A 2,268-nucleotide genomic window follows, 5' to 3' on the forward strand; every position below is an offset into this window, starting at 1 on the left:
TCGGGCAGCAAGGTGACTTGCTGGCGGTCTTGGCTTTCGATGAATCGCTTCATGGACTACCTCGCTGGAAACGGGTTACCTTATTTTATTTTTGAAGCGGCTAAGCGTGAAGCGTTTTCACACAGCCTCGGCCGACAGCTGCATCCTATCTGGCAGCTAGGGTAACTTCAGGACGAAGCCAATCGTGAGCGTCACCATATGCATTGAACGACGCCGAACCTGCCAGCCGTAAAAATATGCCCGATTTGCCTCAGCCCAACCAAGCCAATTGACGCGGCCAACGCCTAAATTTAGCCGACGAGAGCGGAGCTCTTACAGGAAAAATCGAAGAACTGTTTCGCCGCACCCGACACACCTACGGGACTTTCGGTTTTCGAGTGGTCGAACTTAATGTCGGTCAACTTGCGGCCACGGGCGCCTCGCCCCTCGTACTCAGCCGATGACCACAATGCAACGGTTGCATGCTGACAATCAATTGCCCAGTCTTCTTGGCGAGACCTAGCGCAGCCGAAAGGTCGCCCGCTCGTTGCGACTAGCTGCGCGGACGTGAATTCAATGTGCCGAGTTAAAACGCGAACGGAATCTGCTGCAGGCTGCCGCGCCGCCCGTACATATAGAAGATTGCGGTCCTCGTCCATAAACGGCCCATGCCAGCCCGCGCCTAGTAGCGCTACTACGCTGGCCGGCAATGCTGTCCGCTCCACCGGAGAAATCGCGAGCGACAGGCCTTCTTTCTCCGAGTCCGACGCTTGGTCATAGGCCTTCTTGGCTGATGCCTGGCAAATGCTCGATACCGGCTCTTCTCCGAACCGTTCTACATAAGCCAAATGCCACCCAAACTCAGATTGGAAGGGGCCAGTCACACTTTTCGCACTACTCCCGAAAATGGCATTCTCAAAGCGAACAACCATCTCGCCGCGATAGACGGTTCCGAGATTTCCTCCGCTGGAGGAACTGCCTGGGTCGATGCTGGTACGTTTGGCGACTTCTTTGAACTTGGAAAACTGTTGCGCTGGAGGAGCGGCATCAATCTGCGCCCGCAGTCGAGCAGCTTCGGCCTTGCTCCGAACCAGAATGTGATAGGTGTAGGCCGTTTCAACGGTTCCTGTCTCGTCAGGTCGGCTTGATGCAGGTAACGCTTTCGTTGTCATACCTAGGCAGCAAGCGAGCAGGACTACAGGAAGCTTAGACGCGATAGTCAAGTGAGGTTTCCTTAAAACAAGTCTCGTTTTACAAAGTCTGTCAAACCAGGTTGAGGTAAGCGGCAGAACCCGGTACTCCAGTGGCTGTCCGCTTGACAGAATGGTTAGACCGCATTCTGGCCGAGTATGCATCGGACTTCTGCGAGAACAAGGCCGCGCCAGCCAGGAAAGGGCGCGAGTGCAAGTTCCCGGACCGTGAATTAGCGTTTGCCAAATGGCCACAGCTGGCGAATGCTATCCCATGGTCCTTGAGCGAAGCGCAACTGCGGCGCCTCTCCCTTTTTTAGTATGTCCTCCGCTGTAATCAAGTGATTGACCCGATCGATGACCTCCTGCGCTTCGATCGACACACTGTGCAAATTGATTTTTTCGGTACGCAGCTGGGCGCGCAGGCGCTCGAGCGCCTTGCGGAACGCTGGAAGCTGATGCAATCGATCGCGAGTCACGATGGTGCTGGTTATGACCAACAGCTGAAGCACCCCTCTCTTGTTCATCAACGGACGCACCCGCGTCTCGCTATCAACAGACGCCGCCACCTTGGTCACCGCAGCATCTATGAACTTCATCACGGACTCGAGCGGATCGGCCGGAGGCGCCGGAGGAACTACTGGTCCATCGTCATATAGACGGACCGGGCGAGCTGCAGCCGACGATTTGAGAAAAACATCAATGTCGCCCGGCAGCATCATGAAGCGAAACGCCACTGCTGCCTTGCCGAACTCGTCCTCAAGCTGTTGCCATCCGGCGGGGGGCAATGCGAGGAAGGCTAAGGTCAGCCCGATGGAGTCGACGCAACAACGAAGCTCCCCAACATGCGGTTGCCTCGACTGGGTGGGCCAGATCAGGTCGTCTTCATGATTGAGCATGTCATCCCAGCTACAGCTTGCGGGGGGCCTAGCCAGCATGCGTCGGGCTAGTTTCAATTGATTGTCTGGCGTCATGTCGAAACGGATGCTGAGTTTGAATCTTGGTTTGAAGCAGTACTACTACGGGGGTGCGGCGTAAAACTTGGACTGGTTTATGCCGTTATTCCGAGGCTCGCCCGGTATTCGATGGGACTGAGTGA

General features: G+C 55.8%; 2 protein-coding genes. Both read right to left on the minus strand.

Annotation, left to right across the window (positions count from 1 at the left end; all coding sequences use genetic code 11):
- Positions 1-290: 290 nt before the first annotated feature.
- Positions 291-1,151 carry a peptidylprolyl isomerase gene (locus tag AC07R0_RS25640; RefSeq protein ID WP_495107019.1) on the minus strand — a complete coding sequence of 287 codons (861 nt, stop codon included), beginning with the start codon at positions 1,149-1,151 and terminating at the stop codon, positions 291-293.
- Between the two features lie 251 nt (positions 1,152-1,402).
- Positions 1,403-2,068, minus strand: coding sequence for a hypothetical protein (locus tag AC07R0_RS25645; protein ID WP_495107020.1), 666 nt, complete (start codon positions 2,066-2,068; stop codon positions 1,403-1,405).
- Positions 2,069-2,268: the final 200 nt, after the last annotated feature.

The organism is Rhodoferax sp. GW821-FHT07F03 (assembly GCF_059418745.1).